Origin of the sequence: Actinomyces denticolens (genome assembly GCF_002072185.1) — a bacterium.
Classification (GTDB): Bacteria; Actinomycetota; Actinomycetes; order Actinomycetales; family Actinomycetaceae; genus Actinomyces; species Actinomyces denticolens.
Genome location: NZ_MVIW01000033.1, coordinates 11,519 through 27,943, shown reverse-complemented (window position 1 = coordinate 27,943; position 16,425 = coordinate 11,519). Strand labels below are relative to the sequence as shown.

9 protein-coding genes are annotated in these 16,425 nt (G+C 72.9%); all 9 read right to left on the bottom strand.

From position 1 onward, the window contains the following. Positions 1–144 precede the first annotated feature (144 nt). Entirely contained in the window at positions 145–1,536 is a 1,392-nt protein-coding gene (locus B1H55_RS09565) for an FHA domain-containing protein (protein ID WP_073453979.1), read from the bottom strand. Continuing rightward, entirely contained in the window at positions 1,533–3,830 is a 2,298-nt protein-coding gene (locus tag B1H55_RS09560; RefSeq protein WP_077239781.1) for a transglutaminase-like domain-containing protein, read from the bottom strand. Before B1H55_RS09560 ends, B1H55_RS09565 begins: the two co-directional genes overlap by 4 nt. Then, positions 3,827–5,068, bottom strand: a complete 1,242-nt coding sequence (locus tag B1H55_RS13030; RefSeq protein WP_080461710.1) for a DUF58 domain-containing protein — start codon at positions 5,066–5,068, stop codon at positions 3,827–3,829. The genes B1H55_RS09560 and B1H55_RS13030 overlap by 4 nt, the downstream gene beginning before the upstream one ends. A 12-nt stretch (positions 5,069–5,080) precedes the next feature. Next, positions 5,081–11,161, bottom strand: a complete 6,081-nt coding sequence (locus tag B1H55_RS09550) for an Ig-like domain-containing protein (protein ID WP_080461709.1) — start codon at positions 11,159–11,161, stop codon at positions 5,081–5,083. Between the two features lie 248 nt (positions 11,162–11,409). Next, complete coding sequence (locus tag B1H55_RS09545) at positions 11,410–12,033, bottom strand: TetR/AcrR family transcriptional regulator (RefSeq protein WP_073453985.1); 624 nt, start codon at positions 12,031–12,033, stop codon at positions 11,410–11,412. 33 nt (positions 12,034–12,066) lie between these two features. Then, on the bottom strand, positions 12,067–12,609 hold the full coding sequence (locus B1H55_RS09540) for a hypothetical protein (protein ID WP_077239784.1): 543 nt from the start codon (positions 12,607–12,609) through the stop codon (positions 12,067–12,069). Between the two features lie 102 nt (positions 12,610–12,711). Beyond that, on the bottom strand, positions 12,712–14,247 hold the full coding sequence (locus B1H55_RS09535) for an RDD family protein (RefSeq protein ID WP_080461708.1): 1,536 nt from the start codon (positions 14,245–14,247) through the stop codon (positions 12,712–12,714). 40 nt (positions 14,248–14,287) lie between these two features. Further along, positions 14,288–14,737 carry an FAD synthase family protein gene (locus B1H55_RS09530; protein ID WP_077239787.1) on the bottom strand — a complete coding sequence of 150 codons (450 nt, stop codon included), beginning with the start codon at positions 14,735–14,737 and terminating at the stop codon, positions 14,288–14,290. Next, positions 14,737–16,194 (bottom strand): sugar transferase, encoded by a 1,458-nt coding sequence (locus B1H55_RS09525; protein ID WP_231952636.1) that lies wholly within the window; start codon positions 16,192–16,194, stop codon positions 14,737–14,739. Before B1H55_RS09525 ends, B1H55_RS09530 begins: the two co-directional genes overlap by 1 nt. Positions 16,195–16,425 lie beyond the last annotated feature (231 nt).

Sequence of the window (16,425 nt, the reverse complement as noted above, 5' to 3'; positions counted from 1 at the left end):
GCCGACAGGCCGGTCCAAGGACACACCCCGCAAACCAGGGGCCGTCAGGTCTCGATTGAGTCAGACCCACCCACCCACAACCAACATAGTGGTCTCGATCGCCACTTCGACCGGTCTCGATGAGGGGAGGGCGAGGGGAGGGGGTCAGGACTCGAGGATGAAGCCGATCGAGCCGAAGTAGATCGTCGTGCCGGGGAGCACGGGCACGGGGACGTCGGGCAGGAGGCGCGTGAGCACGCCGTCCATGATGACCCGCGTGCCATTGGTGGAGTGCAGGTCCGAGATCCAGGCGCCGTCGGCCATGGGCACGATGCAGGCATGGGTCTTGGAGACCGTCCGCGAGGAGTCGGTGAGGCGGATGACCTCGGCCGCGCTGTAGCGCGAGATGTTCTCGGGGGCCCGGCCGACCAGCGCGATGTCGCTCAGCGCGATCGCCTGCCCGCCGGTGAGCGGCACGAGCCGCAGATGCGGTGGGGCGGCCTGCGCGGACACGCTGCGAGCCATCGACCCGGTGAGCGCGTGGACCGTGGCGTCGCTGCCCTCGGACCAGTCCTCGATGGGTTCCGCCGTGTGGCGGCCGCCCTCGGGGGAGTCGAGCGGCGTCGAGGTGATGATCGGGGCCCCGGAGGACGACGGCGTCGCCGACGTCTCGGGGGAGAGCGGGGAACCGGCGAGGGAGCGCGGGGACGTGGGGGAGGGGGCGCTCGGCGAGCGCACGGATGAGAAGGCGTCCTCGGGGATGCCGAGGGAGGTGAGGGGCACGGGCCGGGTGACCGCCTCGGCCTCGGCCGCGTGGCGCCCCTTGCGGCGGCGCGAGCGGCGGGTGGGCGCCGGTGCCGAGGCCGCGCTCATCGCGGAGGGCGCCGACAGGCCGGAGGCGGCGGAGACTGCCGAGCCGGTGGAGGCCGCCGAGCCGGTGGTCGCGGCTGAGCCCGCCGAGCGGGGCGTGACGGCGGAGCCGGCCGAGCGCGCGGAGAAGACCGAGGCCACCGCCGCCGAGACCGCGGAGAGCGAGGACCGCCCGCGCCGGGGCGGCGGGACGGCGCGGGACGAGGAGGCCGACGCCGCCGACGGCGCCGAGGCTCCCGAGACCGCTGAGGCCCCGGAGGAGCCCGATCCCGTCCAGGGGACCTCCTCGATGACCGGCTGGGGCGGGGGCACCTCCTGGATGACACCCGTGGAGCTGGAGGGCGCCGAGGGGGCGGGAGCCGCGCTGCCCAGGTCGTGCAGGGCGGGCAGGGCGGCAGCCGCGTCCGCAGAGGGTGCGGACAGGTCGACGACGCGGATCGGCCTGACCGTCTTGAAGGTCTGCACCGGGCGGCGGCGGACCCGCCGACTCGTCCGGGCGGCGTCGGACGGGGCGCTGGCGCTCAGCGGGCTGGACGAGGGCAGATCGGGACCGCCCGACCCGGCCGAGCCCGCTGCGGATCGGCTGACCGGTAGATCGGGCAGGACATGGCGGGCGGCACCCGGTGGGCCCATGTGGCGGCCGCCGCGCCCTGGCGCGGCGGCCGGCTCCTGGGACTCGGTGGTCATGAGGGGCGATTCCTTCTGGCTCGGTTGCTCGCTGCGGCGTGGCGGTGAGAGGCCAGGGATCGCGGCGACAGGCGCCCGCGCAGGCGCCCCGGCAGCGAGAGGGAGGACCTCATCTGATTCGCCGCGGTGTCCGCGGAGGACCACAGCGAGTTCAGGGTATCGGAGGCCGGCTCGCCGGCGCCGAAAACAGCCTCATCCACGCTATTTGCGACGGGAATGAGACCCGCCGAGGGGAATCGCTCGTCGAGGCTGCGGGCCGTCTCGTGGCGGGTCGCGCCGGGTCTCATGGGCGCTCGCAGGTCACGGGCCAGGTCGAGCAGCTCGTCCCAGGCGCCCAGCGCCCCGTCGGCCCCCTGCCGGCGCCGCCTGCGCCTGCGCCGCAGGGCCTTGAGCCCCAGGATGATGAGGAAGGGCGCCAGGATCGCCAGGATGGACCCGGCGATGATGAGCACGAGGCGGGAGGCGGACTCCGGCGCGGGCTCGGGCTGGTTGTGGTCCTGATCGGGGTCGTCGTAGGAGGGCGGCAGCTCCTCCGGCTTGGGCAGGGGCAGCGGCGGCTGGAGGGCCTGGGGCTGCGGGTTGATGGTGTCGTGCGCGGCGAGCTGCTCGGGGACCTGGTCGCGGTCGGGGGTGACGTCGATGGGCGTCCAGCCGTGGTCGGTGAAGGGGATCTCCACCCAGGCGTAGACATCCTCGCCGGTGACGCTCGAGGCGTCGCCGTCGGTGGCGGGGCGGAAGCCCATGACGACGCGGGCCGGGATCCCCAGGGAGCGGCACAGCAGCATCATGAGCACGGAGTACTGCTCGTCGTCGCCGATGAGCTGCTCGTGGCTGATCATCGAGGCCAGGCGGGCGGCGCCGTGCCCGGGGGGAGAGGCGTAGTTGGTGCCGTCGGAGTACGCCCCCGCGCGCAGCGCGTTCTGGAGCGCCACGATCTGCGCGACCGGGTCGGACTGGTCGCCGACGATCCGGGCGGCCATCGAGGCGATCCCCGGGGGCACGTTCTCCACGGTGCCGAGCCGGGTGGGCTCCACCGTGTCGCCGGCGAGCGCATCTGCGGTGGGGGCCTCCTGCGGACTCGTGCGCACGGTGACGGTGTCGCCACTGGCCAGGCCCGCGGTCGTGATGAGGGTGGGGGAGGCGCCGTCGCGGTAGAGGGTCTCGCGCAGCAGGTGCGCGCGGGACCCGCCGACCTCGATGGACGCGGTGGTGGGGACGGTGGGCACCCAGGGCAGGGCGTAGCCCTCCATGGTCATCCGGACGGTGACGGGCTCGGAGGCGGTGGGCGCCAGGGCGGCGTCGGTGCCCAGCGGGCGGAAGCCGGAATCGGAGCCCGTGCCGCCGCTGATCCGGGCGGCCAGGCCGTCGTAGGAGTCGAGGGTGGCGACGGCGATGCGGGCGCCGTCGGGCAGGCCCTCGACGCTGAGGAGGCGGGTGGAGGCCTGATCGGTCTCCAGGGAGCGGGTGAGCCCCAGGGGGGTGGCGTACTCGCGCAGGTCCAGTGGGGGCTCGAAGGCCTCGCGCAGGAGGTGGCGCTCTCCGGAGGCGGCGGGCAGCGCCAGCCCGACGCCGGCCCCGATGGACAGGATGACGGCGGCGCCCACGAGGTGGCGCAGGGTGACCAGGCGGCGAGCCTGCTGGGACTCGGTCGTGCCGGCCACGAGGCGGCCGGCACGCCGGCCCCGGGCGGCGGCGGCCCACATGAGGAGCAGGAGGATGACGAGCGCGGGGCCGATGAGGCGGGCGGCAGGGGCGCTGCGCCCTCCCCAGTCGATGAGGATGGCGGGCAGCGCCAGGGCGATGAGGCCGGCGGTGCGCGCCCAGCCGGCCAGCAGCAGGCGGCAGGAGAGGGTGCTGATCGCCAGTCCCGCGAGCCATGGCAGGACGGACATGCCCGCGTAGCCGCTCAGTGGCAGCGGCAGGGTGAGGGAGTCCTTCCAGACGGTGACCGTGCCGGCCAGGACGGCCCGCACGGCGGTCATGCCCGAGCCGACGTCGCGCAGGAGCAGGGGGCCCAGGCCGGCATGGGCGATGGCGGCCAGGGCGAGGGTGAGCAGGGGGCCCAGGCACAGACGGGCGGCGGCCAGGGCGATGAGCGCGCCGATGGCGATGCCCTCGGCGGCGGCGATGACGCCGCGGGGTCCGGCGAAGGCCGAGTGGATGGGGGCCGTCCCCACCGCGAGCAGGGCGATGAGGAGGAGGTAGGGAATCGCGGCCAGGCCCGCCCGTCGGGGGCGCGCCTGGGCGGCGGGCTTGGGGGAGCCCGCCGTGCGACGGAGTGTCGGTGGGGTCATAGGGCCCTCCTCAGGAGCTGGGGGAGGCTGTCGACCGTGTCGAGGTTGAGCACGGGGGTGGAGGCGAGCATGGAGATGCCGGGCTCGGCAGCGCCACAGGAGATGATGATCGAGCTCATGCCGGCAGGGATGCGCAGGCGCGCCTTGGCCAGGGTGGCCTCGGAGCAGCCCGTACCGGTGATGAGCGCGACGATGGAGGCGCCGGGGTGGAGTCCGGTGCCGTGGTTGACGAGGGCGTCGAGTTCCTCGGCGCCCGTGAGGTCCAGTGTGCAGGACGCGTCGAGCAAACGCGTGGGGCCCGTGGTGGGCAGGGTGTCGCGCTGGGTGAGCAGGGCCACTTCACGGCTCTCCATCATCGAGCTGAGGGCCAGCGAGCAGGCGGCGGACACCGCCGTCTCGAAGTGGTCCGGGTCGAGGTAGTCGTCCTCGCGCACGGAGAGGAGGGTGAGGAGGCTGGCGCGCTGGGTGGCCTCGAACTGGCGGACCATGAGGGTGCCCGTGCGGGCGCTGGACTTCCAGTGGACGTGGCGCCGGTCGTCGCCGGGCACGTAGGGGCGGAGCGCGTGGAAGGAGGCGTCGGACATGGACAGGTCCTGGGTGACGGCGCCCTCGATGTCGCGCATGACTCCGTGGATGGCCTGGCCGATGCGCACCGTGCGGGGGTGGACGTGGACCGTCTGCGCCGTGCTCATGGCGCGCGTGCGCCGGGCCAGGCCCAGGGGGTCGCCGACCACCTGGAGGACGGGGCCGATGGACAGGACGCCGCGGCGCTCCGTGGGCAGGGCGAAGCCCTCGTCGTGGGACTGGCCGGCGTGGAGGAGGGGCACGTTGATCTCGGCGAGGCCCTCGCCCATGGGCATCTCCATGCGGGTGGGCAGGAGGGCGCGGGTGCCCTCGTTGGAGGCGGTGACCCGCACGAGGGCGTGGTCGCCCACGGCGATGCGCGGGGCGATGAGGCCGTGGGTGACGGTGTGCCCGCCCCGGTGGAGGATCCAGCCCAGGGCCGTCAGCAGGCAGGCGATGAGCGCGGCGGCGCCGGCCCAGGCCTCCTGCCAGCCGAGGGTCGCCCCGGCCAGGAGGCTGACGGCGGCGAGGCCGACGGCGGTCCACCCGGTGCGGGTGAGGACCTGGGCGCCGGCGCCCTCGGGCGCACTGGTTCCGGGGAGGTCAGGGGATGAGGTGGGGGCCCCCGGGGAGGGGCTGTTGGTCAGGGTATTCAGGGTGTTCAGGGATGTCATTGATATGGCGGGTCACCCGGTCGTGACTTCGCAGGTGACGGTCAGGTTGGGATTATTTGTCAGGGTCACGCTGCGCCATTCCGGAGAGTGGTTGGAGTTCCGGAATGCGTAGTAGGGAGCGCTTGACGGCCAGACATTGGTATCATCGAAGTTGCACAGGAGCGGCGTCCCCGGGGGGAAGACCGAGAAGTCCAGGACGACGCGCCAGCAGCCGCCCGCGGAGTAGCCGGACTTGGCCAGGTCACTCGCGGTGCAGACGGCGTCCGGGCTCGTGGTCTGGATCGGCAGGACCTGGTACTGCCCGTCTGGCTTCGCCTGGTTCTCCTGCTTCGGCTGCTCCGGCTTGTTCCAGGTCTTGCTCTCGCAGTCCCAACTCTTGAAGCCGTAGCTGTTCCTCGCCTCAACACACCAGCCGAGAGTCTGGCCATCGGACAACTGCTTTCCGAATGACGGCTGGGCGGGGTCCTGAATCGGACCGGTGCGATTCTCGTGGGCATCGGCCTCGTAACTGGTGTAGGAGAGGGACGGATCCCCGCCCGTGTAATACGACCAATGAACCACCCAGCAGTCCATCCACCCCGTGGCCTGGTTGAGCCGGCACTCGACATCGGGACGCCCCGGTGAGCCGATTGCGGTCACGGAGGTCGTTACGACGTCGGAGTAGACCGTGCTGCCATCCTGACGAGTGCCGTAGACGCGAGCCTCCACGGTCACGTTCTGACCGGCGGGGAGGTTGCTGAAGGTCTTTCTCGTGCCCCAGTCGCTGCCGTTGACGCGGAACTCGGGGGTGAGATCGCCAGCGCTCCAGCCATTGCCTGCCTGAGGGCTCGCGGAGACGGAGATCTGCCCCTCGACGTGCGTCGGGCTGGCGGATAGCCCCGTGGGGGCCGGGGGCTTGGAGCGCAGGTCGAGGTTGATGCTCTTGGTGTTCGAGGAGTCCGTCGAGCCGGCCCTCGTCGTCGCCCTCACGCTGAAGGTGTAGGTGCCCGACGCCGAGAGGCTGATCGAGGACGACAGGGCGGAACCCGCGTGGACCGTGCGGGACTGCGGGCCGGTGACGCTCACCGTGTAGGAGACCGGGCCCGCATGATTCGGGCTGGCCCCCTGCCAGGAGACCGTCACCCCGGAGCCCGTCTGGACGACGCTCGTGATCTCGAAGGATCCCGGCTTGCCGTAGGGCGTCGCCGAGGAGCCGGAGCTGGCGCTCTTGGAGGAGCCGACCTCCGAGCCGCCCGAGCGGGCGATGGCCGTGACCGTCACGGAGTAGGAGCCGCCCGCCTGCACGCCGTCGGACGCGCCGATGGTGAGCGAGGTGCCGGTCGTCGTGCGGGTGATGTCGCCATCGTCGGAGTGGAAGACCACCCGGTAGCTGGTCTGGGTGCCCGGCACGGCGGCCCCCGGGGTCCACGAGGCGGTGAGGGTCCCCTCGCCGGCCTGGATGCGCACGCCGCTGGGGGCGCCCGGCGCGGACGGACCCAGGGTGACGGTGTTGGAGCGGCCCGCGGACGAGGTGCCGTTGGCGTTCGTGGCCGTCACCTCGAAGGTGTAGGACCTGCCGGCGGTCAGGCCCGTGGCGTAGCACGGGCTGCCCGTGCAGCTCCAGGAGCCCGCGCCGCCCACCTCGGTGAGGGTGTAGCCCGTGATGGGGCTCCCGTTGGCGCTGCCCGGGGACCACGTCACCCTGGCGGAGCCGTAGTCGCGCGCCTCGGCCGCCACCTGTGTGGGCGCGGAGGGCGCGGAGGCCACGGTGACGGTCACCGTGCCGGTGGCGGCGCGGTCCGCGGCGCCCGTGGCGTCGAGTACCTGGTAGCGGACCACGATGTCGCCCGTGGCCCCGGCCGACGGCGTGATCGTCAGCGAGGTGCCCGAGGCGCTCACCGAGCCCTGCCCCGAGGTGATGGTGGGGGTGCCGGACAGGGTGATGCCCTGGTCCGGGAAGGGGTTGGACACGTAGGCGCTCACGTCCACGGTCACCGCCTCGCCGTTGGAGCTCAGCGTCGCCGGCGTCGTCGTCATGCGCGGGCGGGTCGAGGCGCTCGCCGCCAGCGGCAGGCTCGCCGACACCTCCGGGTTCTTGCCGTCGGAGACGGTCACCGGCAGGGAGCCCGTCGTGCCGGCCGCCGTGGCGGCGTCCGCGCCCACCGTCACGCTGGACCCGGACTGGGAGGCCGTGAAGCCGGCCGACGCCGAGCCGATCGTGAAGGTGAGGGCATCGCCGTCGGGGTCGGTGGCCATGGCGGACAGGTCCACGGTCACGGGAGTCTCATTGGGCGCCACGGTCACGGCCGTCGGGATGAACGTGGGGGCGCGGTTCTCCGTCGACTCCACGAGGATCGGCAGGCTCAGCGCGGCGCTGAGCGCCCCGTCATCCGTCCCATCGGCCACGGTGAGGGACACGGAGGTCTGCCCCGTGAAGCCCGAGGAGGGCGTCACGGACAGCGAGCCGTTGCCCTCCGCGCCGGCCGAGGACAGCCCGGCCCCGGCCGTGATCGAGGACTCGTCCCCGATGACGGGCGAGGTCCCCGAGCGGGTGAGGACGTGGGAGGCCAGGGGGATGGAGGTGGTCGTGTCCGCGGGGATCCTCACCGGGGTGGTCGAGGGGTTGATCTGCGGGACCAGGTCCGAGGAGGCGGGCACGGAGACCACCGCCTGGCCCGTGAGGCCGTCGGGGTCGGTGACCGTGTAGAGGATGAGCTGCGCGCTGTCGGTGACCGTCACCCGCAGGGCATTGCCCTCCACCGCGGCGTTCGGGTCCGAGGCGGACACGGTGAGCGTCTCCGGGCTCCCATCGGGGTCGGAGTCGTTCTTGAGCACGTCCACGAGGGCCGTGCCCGAGGCGTCGATGTCGGACAGGGTCACCGCGTCGTCGGCGGCGATGGGCGCCTGCGGCGGGGCGTCGGCGCGCACCTGCGCCGTGAGGGTACCCAGCGCGGTGCCCCCGCGGGAGTCGGTGGCCGTGTAGTGGACGGTGTAGTTGCCCTCCGCCTCGGGCAGCTCCAGGGCGACCTGGCCGTTCACGGCACTCGCCGTCAGGGCCGGGTCCTCGCTCGTGGGCTCGCCGGCCAGGGTGACCGGGTCATCATCGGAGTCCCAGTCGTTGGCGGTCACGTCCACCCGCACCTTGCGGCCGGGCTTGGCGGTCACCAGGTCGTCGGTGGTCTTGGGCGGCGTGTTGACGGCCGCAGGGGCGGCGATGCCGACCCGCGCCGTGCCCGTGGCCGTGGCGCCCAGGTGGTCGGTGACCGTGTAGGTGAAGGAGTCGGTGCCGCTGGAGCCCTCGAAGGCGGTGTAGACGAGCACGTTGCCCTTGACCTCGACGCTGCCCTTGGTGGGCTGGGTCGCCAGGCCGGTGAGGGTCACGGAGTCGCCGTCGGGGTCGATGCGGTCCAGGGGTACCGTCATCGAGACCTCCTTGCCGGCGATGGTGGCCGCGGTGACCGGGCGGGGCTCCGGGGCGGCGTTCGCCGCGTCGTTGCGCTCGCGGACCTCGATCGCGGCGGTGGCGGTGGCGGTCTGTCCGGCGGAGTCCTGCACCGTGTAGGACATCTCCATGGTGCCGGGGGTCTGCCCGGCCTTGACGCGCAGCTTGTCCTGGTTGATCCAGGCGGTGCCCAGAGAGTCGTCCGGGATGTTGAGCTCGCCGGTGGTGGTCAGGGACAGCCCCGAGGGGGAGGCGTCGTTCTCGAGGACCGGCACGGTAACGATGTCGCCGGCGCGCACCACGGCCGTGTCATTGACGCCGATCGGCGGCTGGGAGGCCGAGTCGGGCAGGGGGACGATGGTGATCGTGCCGGTGGCCGTGGTCGTGCCGTTGGAGACCGTGTACTCGGCCGTCGTCTTGCCCTGGAGCTCGCCGACCGCGGAGATCTGCATGAGGGAGTGGTCGACGACGGTCGCGCTCACCCCGGAGGCGGGCGGCGTGGTCGCGGAGACGGCCACGAGCACTCCTCCGGCGGGGTCGGAGTCATTGGCCAGGGGATTGACGGTCACTGAGCCGCCCGGGGCGAGGAAGACGGTGTCGTCCTCCACGATGGGCGCCGCCGAGGGATCCGAGGCCTCGGCGATGTCCACGCGGATGAGCCCCTTGGCCAGGGAGGTGCCGTCGGAGGCCTCGTAGTCGAGGTAGTAGGTGCCCGCGCTCTGGGCGGTGAAGGTGACAGTGCCCGCGGCCTGGTCCTTCGTGGCGGTCGTGCCCGTGGGCGGCTCGCTGATCGAGCCGAGGCGCAGGGGCGTGGAGGTCGGCGAGGAGTCGTTGGCCAGCGGGGAGATCGTCACCTGCTGCCCGACGACGCCGCGGGCGTGGTCCGCGTGGGTGGCCGGCACGGCGTCGGCTGCCGGGACGACGTCGACCGTCATCGAGCCCTCCGCGGTGGTCCGCCCGTCGGAGACGATGAGCGTCATCTCGCGCGGCCCCGTGCCGCCGGTCAGCTCGGTGACGGTGAGCAGTCCCTCGGGGGTGGTGCGGGTCTCCAGCCCGACGCCGGTGGCGGACACCAGGTGCAGGTCGTCGCCGTCGGGGTCGCGCCAGTTGGACAGGACGGAGATCGAGTCCGTGCCGCCCTCGGCGAGCTTGAGGGTCTGGGCGGCCTGCTGCTCGGGTGCGGAGTTCTCCGAATCGGGGCGGATCGTCACCGTGGCGACGGCGGAGTCGGACATGCCGCGCCCATCGTCGGCCGTGTAGGGCACGGTGATCGTCCCGGTCGCGCCCGCGGGGACGTTGATCGCCAGGGCCAAGCCGCCCTGGACCTGGGTCACCGTCGCCGTCGAGCCGGCATCGCCCGGGACGGCGGTGAGGACATCGCCGTCGGGATCGGAGTCGTTGGCCAGGACGGGGAGGATCGTCGTGCGCCCGGCGCGCACCCCGAAGGAGTCGTCGACGGCGTCCGGCGGGTTCTCCTCATCGCGGTCGGGCGTCTGGGCCGGGTCCTCGGTGGTGTCCTTGGCGTTCTCGTCCGGGGTGGCGTCGTCACTGGAGTGCCCGGAGTTCTCGGTCCACTCGTCGGCCTGGGCGAGGTTCTGGTCGGGCAGCCACACGGTGCCGATCGTCGTGTCGTTGAGGACGATCGCGTCGCGGTTGGTGCGGAAGACGGGGGTGGTCGAGGAGGCCAGGGCGTCGTCGTGGATGTACTCGGGCGTCGAGGAGCCGCACATCCGCAGGAACTGCCCGGAGGAGGACCAGGCCGCGTAGGAGCAGGCGCCCAGGCGGACGGGGCGGGCGGCGACTCCGGGGGCCGCGTCGCCCTTCTCCGCCGAGGGGGTGCGCGTGGGCGACGAGCCGTCGAGGGGCGCGCTGATGAGCTCCGTGCGCGAGGCGACGAGCACACTGGAGGCGTCCGGTCCGGGCTGCTGGAGGGCCAGGCCCGTCTCGCCGAGGTCGACGGTGGCACCCCCGGGCAGGTGGAGGATGCCGGTGCCGCGCTCCAGGACGATCGGCTCGGAACCGACGGCGGTGATCTCGGCATCCGCGCCGGCCGAGAGCGTCAGCGCGGTGGAGGTGGGGGCCGCCCAGGCGGTGGCCGTGGCCGTGGCCGTGGTGAGGGCGCCGGTGGAGGGGGACAGGGCGTGGATGGCGCCGTCGGTCCCGATCGTCGCCAGGAGGCCGGGGGCATCGGAGATGATCGGGGAGGCCGAGCCGCCGGTGACGATGCCCGCCTCGCTGGCCAGGGCGCCGCTGACGGTGCCATCGGCCGAGTTGATCGCGATGACGCGGTCCGCGCCCTGGGCGATCGTGGTCCCGGAGGGCAGGGTGCCCACCGACGCGCTGGAGACCAGCGCCGGATCGACCTTGTCCACCGAGCTCGCGGAGACGTCGGAGACGAGGACGTCCTCACCGTGCTGGCTGACGTCGAAGTCCGACGACGCCGTGCGGATGACGCCATCCGCCTCATGGGAGGAGGCGTTGATGCGGGCCACGAGGTGCTTCGACGTCGAGGTCACCCAGACGCCGTCATCGTGGAGGTCGAGGTCCTGCTGGGCGATGCCCTGGTGCTGCACGGCGGCCAGGCCCAGGGCCGCAGCGCAGAGAACGGCCAGGGCACCGGCGCCGCGGCGTCGGATCCGGCCGCCCAGGGTGCGGACGATGGAGGAGGGCACGGGGATGGCTCCAATCGGGACGGGATCGCGCGCTCGGGTAGAACAGGGCCGAGCCCACGACCAGGGTTCGCCAACCATTCTACGGGCGCCCCCCGGCCGGTGTCCCCCTCTCATGCGTTAGCCGCCACCTCGTGATCTTCCTGGTGGCGGGGCCCACAGACTCTATGACGGGGGTGTCACGAAAGCCCGGGCGAGGGGAGGGCGAGCACTGCCCGCCGCCGTCGGCGCCGCGGCCGTGACCGCCCCGATCAGTCCGGCGTCATCGGGTGGCGCAGCGCCGGATCCGGCTGGAGGCCGCGCAGGCCGTTCCAGGCGAGGTTGACCATGTGGGCCGCCACCGACTCCTTGCTCAAGGAGCGGTCCTCCAACCACCACTGGGCCGGCATGGCGACGATGCCGACGAGCATCTGGGCGTACAGCGGCGCGGTGGAGGCCTCGAGCCCATGGGCGCGGAACTGCGCGGCCAGGATGCCGGAGACCTGGATGGCGACGTCGGCCAGCAGTGTGGAGTAGGTGCCCGCAGTGCGGTGGCTCCCCGCGGAGAGCAGGCGGAAGCCGTCGGGCGAGTTCTCGATGTAGGTCAGCAGGGCCAGGGCGGCGCGCTCGACGATGACCGAGGGGGTCTCCGAGGAGCGCAGCGCGTCGGTGATCGTGGAGGAGATCGTCGTCAGCTCGCGGTCCACGATGACGGCGTAGAGCCCCTCCTTGCCTCCGAAGTGCTCGTAGACCACCGGCTTGGAGACCTTCGCCCGGTGGGCGATCTCCTCGATGCTCGTCCCTTCGAAGCCCTTGTCCGCGAACAGCGCGCGAGCGATGATAATGAGTTGCTCGCGCCGCTCGCCGGCGCTCATCCGGGTGCGCTTGGGGGCCATGGGGATCGGCGCGCCTCGACCGGGGCGGGGCCCTCAGGCCTCTGCCGGCACGACGCGGCCGGCCAGGGAGATCGCCTCATCGACGGCCTGGCGCAGCTGCTCGGGGATCGATCCCCACACCCGCATGATGAGGTCGGCGGGGATCGTGGGCAGGCCCGCCATCCTCAGGATGATCGCCGCCTGCGGGTGGGCGTGGGCATCGGAGCTCATCGCCCAGAAGCCGGCCATGTCGGGGGCGGGGCGCAGCCGCTGGGGCTCGGCGTCCGGGACGAGGGCGCCCAGGACGGCCTTCTGGGCGCTGTGCCGCCCGGCCTTGGAGGAGTCGTCGGTGGCGGGGACGATCGCCAGATCGACGACGAACTCGGGGCGGCCGGCCCGGCACCGGACGACGCGGGCCTCGGAGCCGAGCCGATCGGCGCGCGAGAGGCCCTCCAGGACCTGGAGGAGGAAGGGCTCGGCCGAGGGGTCCAGCGCCCCCGCGGCCCGGCGTCGCGCCTCGATCCGCGCCCACCCCGGTGCCGGGTAGGTCGGGATGACGATCCAGTCCATCGGATCGGGCCGAACGGCGATCTCCATCGTTGTCCTGCTTCCTCGTTCGTGGCCTCTGCGCTGGCGGCACTGCTGCCCCGGGCGGTGCCTCGTCCGCGCGCCGGAGCCCGGTCAGTGGGTCACCGGGCGCTAGTCCTTGACACGGTACCCCACCTTGCCGAAGAGAAGGCGATCGCCGGGGAACACGGGTTCCGGGATCCCCGGGACCGCGCGGCGCGAGGTGCCCCCGTGGACGATCGTGGTGCCGTTGGTGGAGTGCAGGTCGGTCACCCACAGACCGTCGACGACCGGGATGAGCAGGGCGTGCGTCTTGGAGATGGACAGCGAGGTCCCCCGCAGCACGAGGAGGCTCGCCTCGGGATGCTCGGGGGAGGCCACCGGGTCGCGGCCCAGGACGACGACGCCCGCCAGGGCGATCTCCCCGCCGTCGCGCTCCGGGACGAGGACGGCGGTGGCGCCGGTGTCCTCGACGGAGGAGGGCATGCGGATGGACTGCACGGTGGAGTCCGAGGAGTCCTCGCCGTCGGAGTGCTCGCCGAGGTCCAGGCTGCGCAGGTCGACCGGCTCGGTCGGGGGAGGCGGCTCGTGCTCCTCCTCGGCGCGCGGCGCGATCGGCGCGCTGGCGGCGCTGAGGGCGGGCGCGCTGGCGGCGCTGGCCGCCGACTCCTGCGCGGGGGGCGGGTCCGTCTCGGGGGTCTCGGCGTCGATCACGGGCCCGGAGGCGCCGCCGTCGGGGGCGGGATCGACTGAGCCGAGGACGAGGCCGGCGTTCAGGGCGTCCAGGCCACCGCCGTCGAGCGTGGGGCTGTCGAGCTCGGGAGCCTCCCCCGACCAGGGGATGGATCCCAGGATCGCCACGGCGCCGGGCTCCTCCGCGCGCGCGGAGGAGCGCTCCTGGGAGCGGCGCATCGAGCGGCGCGTGCGAGGAGCGGGATCGGTGCCCGTCCCGGCGGCGGCCGAGGAGCGGGCCGTGGGGGCCGACGACGCCGAGGACGAGGACGCAGGAACGGACGGCACCGCCGAGGGGGTGGTCGGCGAGGGCTCGGAGGGCTCAGCCGAGGCGTCAGCGGCGGCGCCCGTCAGATGCTCCACGGAGGGCACGGCCGACGGCGTCATCATCGCCGTCGGCTCGTCGGCCGGGGAGGCCGCCGAGGGACCGGTCGGCCCGCTGGGGCGGGGCTCATCCGCGCCGCGCGGCGGGGCCGATGCGCTGGAGTCCTTCGTGGAGATGAGGCGCATGCGGCTGAGGCGGTCGTGCCAGCCCATCCCCTCGGGGTCCCTCGCCGCGCTGCGCAGCATGAACAGGCCGCCGATGCCGGCGGTGATGAGAATGAGGTCAGCGTGGACGAATGCCCCCACGAAGGAGGGCTCGTCATTGGAGGCGTCCACCATCCGCACCCCGACGATCCTGCCGCCGGGCGTCCAGCCCGTGGTCGCGATGAGGGCGAATCGGGCGAGGACGATCCCCACCGCGGTGACCCCGGCGGCGAGCAGGAGGCCCAGGGGCCCCTTGGCGAGCATGGTGATCGCGGCGCCGATCACGAGGCCCAGGAGGATGTCGATGACGACGGCGAGGAGGCGGGCCCTCGGGGACGCTGGAAGCGCGGGGCCGGGGACCGCTTGTCGCTGGTCCCGCATCGGCGCCTGAGTGGTGGTGGCGGTCACGCGCGCTTTCCCTTCGCGTTGGTGATCTTGGTACCGCCCCTCACGCAGTGGCCGCCACCGCCTCGGGCTCGGGCGACGCGACCTCCTGGAGGAGGGCCCTGCGCAGCATCGTCGACGAGGTCGTCGGCGTGTACGGCAGGTAGACGACGCGGGCGCCGACCTCCGCCATCTGCTCCTCGAGCAGACGGCCCTTGTCGGTGCCGCGCCAGTCCGTTCCCTTGAAGAGTACATCGAAAGGCGCTGTGCGCCAGGCCAGCCGCTTGTCCTGGTCGTGATCGAGGATGACATGATCGACCATCCGTAGGGCCTGGACGAGGGCCATCCGCTCGTGCTGGGGCACGATCGGACCTCGGCCTTTCATCCGCTCCAGGGAGGCGTCCGTGGCGACTCCGGCGATGAGCCGGTCGCAGCGCGCCGCCGCGGTTGTGAGGATATTGAGATGACCGACGTGGAGCATGTCGAAGCCACCGGGGACGTAGCCGACGATCATCAGTAGGCCCCCTTCCCGCCGGTGACGGCGCGCGCGGTGGCGGCCAGGATCTTGGCGTCGATCAGCGCGCCGCGGTTCTCCACGTAGTGGCGGTCGAGGGCCACGGTGGAGCTCCAGGACAGGTCCGAGCGGCCCGAGACCTGCCACAGGCCGGTCATGCCGGGGCGCACGAGGAGGCGGCGGCGGGCCTCGTCGTCGTACTGGGCGACCTCGCTGGGCAGGGCCGGCCGGGGGCCCACCAGGCTCATCTCGCCGCGCACGACGTTGATGAGCTGGGGGAGCTCGTCCAGGGAGGTGCGGCGCAGGATCCGGCCCACGCGGGTGATCCGCGGGTCGCGGGAGTCCTTGAACAGGACCTGGTTGCCCGAGTCGCCGCCCCGGGCGATGAGCGTGGCCCGGCGGGCGTCGGCGTCGGCGTACATGGAACGCAGCTTCCACATGGTGAAGTGCGTGCCGTTCAGGCCCACGCGGGTCTGGGAGTAGAAGGGGCTGCCGGGGGACTCCAGGCGCACGGCCAGGGCCGCGATCCCGATGATCGGCGAGGCGATGAGCAGGAGCGCCAGACCGATGAGCCGGTCGACGACCTTCTTGCCGACCTCGCGGGTGCGGCGGGTCTTGACGCCGATGAGCGCCGTCCAGCCGTGCGTGACCGGCAGCCCCGTCAAACGGCTCGGAACGACGTCCTGCAGGCCGGGGGCGACGATGAGGCGCACGTGGGTGCCCTCGAGCCCGCGCATGAGGGAGCGCAGGTCGTCGGGGGCGACTGCGCCGAGCGTCATGACGACGTCGATCATCTCCTCGCTGACCATCTGGGCCAGGCCGTCGGCGTCCGGCACCGCCATCGCGTTGCGCAGGCTCCCGGGGGCGCCGGAGGAGAGGTATCCGATGACGAGGAAGCCGTCGGCGGGGTGGCGGCGCATCTCGTGGAGCATCGGCTCGGCGCCGGGGCCCATGACGATGAGGGTGCGGCGCAGGGCGTGGCCGTCCATGCGGCGGCGGCGCAGATGCCCGGACTCGATCACCCTGCCCACCAGGATGAGGAGGAACTGGGCGGCGAGCAGGCCGGCCACGGCGATCGGGCCGAGGGAGGAGCCCAGGGCCCGGTGGGCCAGGAGGCTGACCGGCAGGGCCAGTACGTGGAGGCCGAGGAGCGCGGGCAGCGGGACGGAGCCGTGATCGACGGCGGCGGCGCCCAGGCCGCCCAGGGCCCAGGTGCCGATGAGGATCAGCATGCCGACGGTCATGGCGGCCAGGGTGGCGCCGACGCCGCCGAGGGGGAGGGCGATCCAGGCGGGGGCGGCGATCGCGACGAGGTCGCTGAGCACGATCCAGGCCAGGAGATCGCGGCGCATGGAGGACCATGCGAGACGGCCGTGCGCGGGCTCTGCGAGGGGCAGGCGCGCCAGGGGCAGGCCGGTCTCCGGCCTGATAGTGGCCGCAACATCATTCAGGTACATCAGGGCTCCTGTTGAAGTATGCGAGGGATGTTCGGGGAGGGACCCGGAGGGCGAAAGTGTCCAGGTCAGGCTAGGTGCTACAGACCAGAGTCGCAGGGAGCGACCCGCTGGGAGCCTGAAGGTCGGACCTTTCACGGGAACGACGGGTCGGAATCGTCGTCAGTAGGCTTCTTTCAGGGTACTGAGCAGATTGTATCTCCTGGGTGCGCGGCTTGGGCAATGCCGTATCGC